The sequence below is a fragment of the Enterobacter cloacae complex sp. IR5422 genome (genome assembly GCF_049238165.1).
GTDB lineage: Bacteria > Pseudomonadota > Gammaproteobacteria > Enterobacterales > Enterobacteriaceae > Enterobacter > Enterobacter roggenkampii.
Genome location: NZ_JBMKHT010000089.1, coordinates 1 through 6503, shown reverse-complemented (window position 1 = coordinate 6503; position 6503 = coordinate 1). Strand labels below are relative to the sequence as shown.

The window sequence follows — 6503 nt, the reverse complement described above, 5'->3', positions numbered from 1 at the left end:
TTAGTACATATATAAGCTTTATTTTCGTTATTTATATAACCTAGATACATTTCAATATTTTCTCTTTTTTTAGCTTTAACACTAATACCATACTCTATGTTTGATGGGTCTCGGTTATTCAACGCATTATAAACATCGATTCTTTTTACTCTTGAGCCTTCTATAAAAGAATAATTACCATTATGATTAATAATCAAGCCCACTCTACCGATAACGGGTTTCTTATCTTGCACTGATGCAATCCATCCTTGAGTAAGAGTAATTGATTTGTTTGATGGGTATAGATATGAATAGTTATCAATGTAGCCAATGCAATTATTTATCGCAGAAATCGGTTTATTTATATTTAAAATATGCTCATTAATGCCATCTTGTCCAAGTATATAACTTGGGTTTAAAGGTCTTTGTTTTTTATGTAGTGCTGATAGTTTTTTGTAATTAACCCAATAAATGATAGGATCTTTTGATTCTGGTATTTTATTATAATCTTCAATATTATAAATGCTGTCTGTATAATTGCTTTTTACATTTATAAATGATGCGTAAAAATCCAATATATTCAAACCACTCACTTTCTTATTAAGAAGAACTCTACTTTTCATATTTGAAGATAAATAAAAGAAAGGAACTTGGTACTCATCATATAGGTCTACATCGTGAAATATTTTATCCTTGTCCACATACAAACCATGATCTGAGAAATACATTAATTTATAACTTTTCCCATTAACAATACTTATTATATTTTTGATGAATCCATCAAGCTTCTCAATTGAGGCTACATAGCATCCTGCTTCATTATTTATTTTGAACTGAGGCGTAAAATTTGTTAGCCTTGAGCATACTGGTTCATGTGACCCCATCATATGTATTATGATTACCTTTTTATTATCATTGCTTCTGACTATTTTTTCTATTATTGGGAGCATGTCTTCATCGCCTTCATAGCTTGAAAGAAAATCTCCTTTTTTCATAAAGTATGATTCATTGCCTAATTTTGATAATTTATAAAGCTTACTATCACCATTTGATGATCTACCTTGATTACTAACCCAGTACGTTAAATACCCAGCTTTTTTTGCTAATGAGATGATATTTATGCCATGGTCTATTTTATTTTGATCAGGATATGTTTTAAACAAAGCTCTGCCAAGTGATTGTTCTGTATTTGGGGCAGCTGATGTCATTCCATCAATAAAAATACCATTTGATGAATCTAAGTAAGGAGTCGTTTGATATGGGTAACCATAAAGAGACATGTAATCTCTACGAACTGACTCCCCTATAACTAAGATTCTAATCTCTGGATCAAAGTTTTTATTTGACCTCTCAGATTTTAATTTACTATTATCATTTAGCTCTTTATAAAAATCAATATTGTCATGATTTATCTCAATAATTGACCTTAATGCAACTCTAATTATCCCATGATCATTCAAATATACATTTGAATTTGAGAAACCGTACATCACGAAAGAAATTAAAAAAATAAAAAAAATGTATACGAGCGAGCTTCCACCTTTCTTTTTCATGAAAATAAATGGTATATTTAAAATCACAAATAGAATTGAAATTCCAAAATAGTACTTCATGGCAAGTATATAACCAAATATCTCCATGGAATTTGTTCCAATAAGAGGAAGCATTATATCCTTACTTAAAAGACCATATGTTATTCCTGTTGGGAAATAAATCGAGGATATTGAGAATATAGTAAAAAGTATTATCGAGCATAATTTACTCCTCGATGAAACAAAGTAGCAAATAAAAAAGCCAGCTATCATTATATATGATATGACACCTGGCTTTTTAAAGTAACCAAGACCATAAGCAAGTATGGTACTCATTAGTAAGAAATATATTGATAAAATGAATGTTTTTTTTAATTTAATCATCCGATTGAAATCTCAACAATTAATAATAACTAAAGATAGTAAGTTCTCTGAAAAGCTGTCAGCTACAGAGATGTTAGCCTCGAATCTGATTTATTAAACAACGCCACAATAATGTTTACCTCAAGCATCCCTGATAATATTTTACAAATCCACTTACTTGTTTCGTTTGTCATAAAAAAACTTACGCCTACTAATGCCTAATGAAATCCATGGTTCTCCCAGTGATGGTCGTCCACCTCCTTTAGATATTTTACCTCCAATAGCTCCTCCAATACGACCTCGTTTTGATTGCAACTCGGAGGTATGAGTTTTCAGTACAAAATCTGAAAATGATTCCTCTGAAAAATTTTTATGAGTCCACTTAGCAATGCTTTTAGCTATTCCAGCCACCTCATTTTCATCTAATGGGGTTAGAAATTGCAGATTATAAGCACAGGTACGTTCGTAACAGGCTTTCAGCCACTGATCATACTCAGGCCAGCCCTGACGGATTGCGCGATACGCCCACTTACGGGTCTTATCGAACAGAGTGCAGTTCCTGCCTAAGCCATAGTCAGCAACAATTTCTTTGTCGTTCGTGGCGTTCAGGTCGAGTGAGTCGGCTAACCAGTCTAGTCTGTAGAGTTCAGGCTTCCATACAGCAATTTTCCAGTGACTGTGGTTCGGATTCTTGAAAATTAGCTCCGAATAGCCCGTGTCAGCACCCAATTTTTTACGTAGCGCATTCTCAACAGCAGCTGCGTAGCGTAATGGCTTCATTTTTCCGTCTGGCGCGGTACGTATCGATCTTTCCAGCGCGTAAAGCAGGTGCGCGTGTCCGTTTTCTGGATTGGTGATGGTCAGTGTAGGTGCGGGAGCGTTGCGGTCGCTCCAGTCAATGGCAGCGCCGATACGGTCAACGTCAAATCCCAGCCAGAACATGGCGTGAGGCTGATTGAACTGGATGTATTTCGCCAGAATAGCGCGTTCTTTCCCTGCGATGCGCACACCAAAGTACAAATCATCCGAGAAGTACGGCTTGTGTGGTAAGCGGTCGTTAAAAAGTTCGAGTGCTGCGTTACGCAATGTGCCCTGCGCTTATGGCGGGCTGTTGTCTGGCACAGTTCATGTGCTAGTATCCTTCTTAGGTTTCGTACCTGGCCCTGATTTATCATGTCTCTTCCGCCAAGTTGAATACATGATTATCGGGGCTTTGTTTTCTCTGCTGCCGTTAAAGTTACACGCGAACGGCCTTTCCTGTCGAATTTCTTCTTTCAAATCAGCTTAATGCGCCGCCAGTTCATGAAAGAATTTCGGGTTTACCTGAATGGTAGCCAGCACTTTTGCGGCCAGTCCTGTCGGATTACGGCGTCCGGTTATTGCCCATGCCACTGACCTGACGAAGCAGTTCGGGCGCAACCTCAGGAACAGGTCGTTTACGTGCCGTATGTTCTCCCAGACCAAGCTGACGCAACCACTCTGAAAGATGAATACGGTCACACCGTTCAAGCAGACGCTGATGCTCAGTCTCGGTCATGCGGATTTTGATTTCTTTCGTTCGCTTCTCCATAGGCTCCGCTGAGAAAAAATGCGCACCACTGTGAGAAAGTGCTTCATGTGGCAGGACAAAAAAGGCGGCACCAGTGCGTCAGCAGAATATGTGATACAGGATATATTCCGCTTCCTCGCTCACTGACTCGCTACGCTCGGTCGTTCGACTGCGGCGAGCGGAAATGGCTTACGAACGGGGCGGAGATGTCCTAGAAGATACCCGGAAAATACTTAACAGGGAAGCGATAGGGCCGCGACAAAGCCGTTTTTCCATAGGCTCCGCCCCCCTGACAAGCATCACGAAATCTGACGCTCAAATCAGTGGTGGCGAAACCCGACAGGACTTAAAGATACCAGGCGTTTCCCCCTGGTGGCTCCCTCGTGCGCTCTCCTGTTCCTGCCTTTCGGTTTACCGGTGTCATTCCGCTGTTATGGCCGCGTTTGTCTCATTCCACGCCTGACACTCAGTTCCGGGAAGGCAGTTCGCTCCAAGCTGGACTGTATGCACGAACCCCCCGTTCAGTCCGACTGCTGCGCCTTATCCGGTAACTATCGTCTTGAGTCCAACCCGGAAAGACACGACAAAGCGCCACTGGCAGCAGCCACTGGTAACAGGATTAGCAGAGCGAGTTAATGTAGGTGGTGCTATAGAGTTCTTGAAGTGGTGGCCTAACTACGGCTACACTGGAAGGACAGTATTTGGTATCTGCGCTCTGCTGAAGCCAGTTACCAGGTTAAGCAGTTCCCCAACTGACTTAACCTTCGAAAAACCACCTCCCCAGGTGGTTTTTTCGTTTTCAGAGCAAGAGATTACGCGTAGAAAAAAAGGAACTCAAGAAGATCCTTTCTATGCTCAACCACCGCATGGCTCATAGCCGCGCTGGCCGTTGCCGGTCTGCTCCAGAATCCTCGACCAATATGGAACCTTGCCCCTCCCAAAATTCAACTAAAAAACCCTCATTTCCTGCCGATAAAATGGGTATCTCTTAACTATGCCTAAATAAATAAGGATAATTTTGAAAAAAATATTCATCCTATCGGCAGCGCTGATCATGGCAGGATGAGCAACAAAGCAATATCCACAGGCCGCGAACGTCACCGGTCCAGAATCTTCCGCAATGGATTGCAAAGCGGTAGCTCTGGAAATCGCCAAAACGCGCAGTGTACAACAAGAAATTGAGGAAACCGGCGAATTTGACGGGCGCACCGTATTAGGTTTCCTGGGTGATTTTGGGATAGGAAAAGGTACAAAAAAGCCCTGCGGGGCTTTTTTTGTACCTGCCAATCAGCTGGATTTACCATAACATCCGTTGCGTGCACCGCCTCAGAGGCTCTCAGGGCGTTTCTGACGGGAAACCGGTAAAACAGGCAACAAACCACCCGAAAACCCGCCAGAAACGCGCAGGCTCTGTTTTTACGGCATGCATGAGTATGCGCGCAAGTGCATAGCGCAGAATTTCACGCCGTGCAGCCAGTGGAAGTCCTGTTTTCGACGTTCTTCTCATCCGAAAACGGTGAACGGGGACGCAATTTATTGCGTGGCCGTGAGGCACGGTAGGTAATTGCAGGTATCCGACAATTTCAAGTAGAGGATCCACTATTTCACTACTTAGAATTCAAAATCAGAATCCTTTCTTCCTGCTAAGGCTATCTCTGAATGAATCAACCACTCTTTGAGATTCTTCTTCTGCTCGCATGAAGTCATTCCCGGACAGAAAAAAACCATTGTCAGGCCCACTGGCTTCAGAGAAATTCGTTTCTGCAGCAGACACAGAATCCACATCAGCAAGAGACGGTTCATCTGTACTTTTTCTCAATCTGTAAAGAGCCTTATCAAACGCAACCAGTGAGATATTCAGGCCGTAACGTTCATTCAGCACAGTCACAATCTCTTCCCTACGAATACCATTTTTCTTCCAGGTTTCTATATCGTTCTTGGAATCCCTGACAGCTGCAATGGCTGTTCTTGGACCAGGGTTAAAATTCGCCATATACCGCCCACAATGTCTTACATTTGTCTCATAATAGTCCAAAAATAAGAGTAAAACGCAAAAAATGTCTTACAATTGTCTTATTGTTGTCCTTTCCGGTTCATGGATACATGAACCGCCTGATGTGGAACGCTTTTTATCGATCTCATGCGCTGCCAAAGATAGATTCATTCTTTAAAAGTCAGGTTACATTATCCCTTAAATGGTCATACACCATACGCAACCGCGATTTTCATCGCAATTGCATGAATTAAAAGGTAAAAACTGAAGTTCCCGTTTATTTATGTAATACGCAACGTATTACAACCACCTGTAATCACATGAAAATAAAGAAATAAGATGTAATACCGGCGTATTACCACGTACGCGGGTAAGCGAAAAAGCTATAACGCTTCCCGGCCGACAGGCGGCCCAAAATCCACCGGGGCGTGCAGGTTCTCTTCAGTAACCTTCGCCATTAAATCAAAAAGGTCATACTCGCCGGGAAGCTGCGTATCAGCAGCATCCCGTTGTTCATCATGTTCAGATGGCATGGGGTGATATCCAGTAGCTGAGAGGTGGTTAGCGGGTTTCGGGGCGCAGCCCTAAACCAGTCACGTAGCGCTAGCGGAGTGTATACTGACTTAGGCGGTAGTGTAGTATGACAGATTCTGTGGTTACGGCAAAGTAACAGCCCTGTCTAGGAGAGGGCTGTTATCTGATATAGGCTTTGTTTAGTGCAAAATTCACCTGATCCATGCTAGGGATGACATGTAGATTTACTGATGCCAACACGCTTACTGATCTCAGTCAGACTAATCTTCTCACCAAACAACAGTCCTATCTGGTATCGTACGACTTCAGTTAACTGCCGTTACTTCATGTTACTCGCTCATCTGTGGTAGGAGGAATGGGATAGCCTATCGGTAGTTACCCCTTCCGCCTACATTCTCCACTGTCATGATGACAGAGCGTTGCAATTATTGTCCGAATTCGCGTATCAGTGGCGCATGATTAGTACATATATAAGCTTTATTTTCGTTATTTATATAACCTAGATACATTTCAATATTTTCTCTTTTTTTAGCTTTAACACTAATACCATACT

Annotated in this window: 5 protein-coding genes and 2 pseudogenes; 1 reads left to right on the top strand and 6 read right to left on the bottom strand. The window is 41.7% G+C overall.

Annotation, left to right across the window (positions count from 1 at the left end; translation table 11 throughout):
- The 4 genes and pseudogenes from ACOTXT_RS22050 to ACOTXT_RS22035 all read right to left on the bottom strand — a co-directional run.
- Window positions 1-1895, bottom strand: a 1895-nt coding sequence (locus ACOTXT_RS22050; RefSeq protein ID WP_421625455.1) for a phosphoethanolamine transferase, incomplete at its 3' end; no start/stop codon positions are given.
- A gap of 153 nt (window positions 1896-2048) precedes the next feature.
- Complete coding sequence (locus tag ACOTXT_RS22045) at window positions 2049-2960, bottom strand: replication initiation protein (RefSeq protein WP_333166564.1); 912 nt, start codon at window positions 2958-2960, stop codon at window positions 2049-2051.
- Between the two features lie 198 nt (window positions 2961-3158).
- A pseudogene (locus tag ACOTXT_RS22040) lies at window positions 3159-3251 on the bottom strand (transcriptional regulator); the annotation flags it as partial.
- A complete protein-coding gene (locus tag ACOTXT_RS22035; RefSeq protein WP_375336467.1) occupies window positions 3238-3411 on the bottom strand; it encodes a hypothetical protein in 174 nt (57 codons plus the stop codon). The gene ACOTXT_RS22035 and the pseudogene ACOTXT_RS22040, both read right to left, overlap by 14 nt.
- 1030 nt (window positions 3412-4441) lie before the next feature.
- On the opposite strand from ACOTXT_RS22035, the pseudogene ACOTXT_RS22030 reads away from it, so the two are divergent.
- Window positions 4442-4681: pseudogene (locus ACOTXT_RS22030) on the top strand (hypothetical protein); the annotation flags it as partial.
- 366 nt (window positions 4682-5047) lie between these two features.
- Here ACOTXT_RS22030 and ACOTXT_RS22025 read toward each other — a convergent pair.
- Complete coding sequence (locus tag ACOTXT_RS22025; protein ID WP_219371875.1) at window positions 5048-5416, bottom strand: hypothetical protein; 369 nt, start codon at window positions 5414-5416, stop codon at window positions 5048-5050.
- Between the two features lie 383 nt (window positions 5417-5799).
- The gene (locus ACOTXT_RS22020) at window positions 5800-5949 is read right to left on the bottom strand and encodes a hypothetical protein (protein ID WP_219371876.1); all 150 of its coding nucleotides are present in this window, start codon (window positions 5947-5949) and stop codon (window positions 5800-5802) included.
- Between the last annotated feature and the right edge of the window lie 554 nt (window positions 5950-6503).

Coding starts and splice junctions, on each gene's coding strand:
- ACOTXT_RS22035 (WP_375336467.1), bottom strand. CDS start 3,411: ATGACCGAGACTGAGCATCAGCGTCTGCTTGAACGGTGTGACCGTATT.
- ACOTXT_RS22025 (WP_219371875.1), bottom strand. CDS start 5,416: ATGGCGAATTTTAACCCTGGTCCAAGAACAGCCATTGCAGCTGTCAGG.
- ACOTXT_RS22020 (WP_219371876.1), bottom strand. CDS start 5,949: ATGCCATCTGAACATGATGAACAACGGGATGCTGCTGATACGCAGCTT.